This window comes from Chromohalobacter sp. HP20-39, from assembly GCF_033052815.1.
GTDB lineage: Bacteria > Pseudomonadota > Gammaproteobacteria > Pseudomonadales > Halomonadaceae > Chromohalobacter.
In genome coordinates, this window is the sequence record NZ_JAWHTP010000116.1 from 1 (window position 1) to 498 (window position 498).

Sequence of the window (498 nt, forward strand, 5' to 3'; positions counted from 1 at the left end):
CGTCATCGCTTACGCAGGCCACGTTTAGTCCGTCGACGGGGCTGACCGCGCAATCGACCATGCCGTTGAGTTCGGCATTCAACCTGCTGGTCGGCTCCGTCAGCAAGGGCATTTTCGCCAACCTGAGCCTGATTGAATCGAACGGCATGGCACGCGTGCTGGCCGAGCCTAGTCTGGTCGCGCTCTCTGGCCAGAGTGCCAACTTCCTGGCTGGTGGTGAGATTCCGATTCCCGTGCCGCAGGCATTGGGCACGACCACCATCGAATACAAGCCATTCGGTATCGGGCTGACGGTGTCGCCCACCATCCTGTCGGAAAACCGCATCGCCCTGAAGGTGGCGCCTGAAGCGAGCGACCTCGATTTCAGCCGGGGCATCACGCTTAACGGTGCGACGGTGCCGGCCATCGTCACACGCCGTGCGGATACCACGGTTGAGCTGGGCGATGGTGAGAGCTTCGTCATCGGCGGCCTGGTCAGCCGCTCGACGCTTTCCAACG

Annotated in this window: 1 pseudogene; it reads left to right on the plus strand. The window is 62.4% G+C overall.

Going from position 1 to position 498, the window contains the following annotated elements:
* Nucleotides 1-498 (plus strand): annotated as a pseudogene (locus tag RVY79_RS17215) (secretin); the annotation flags it as partial.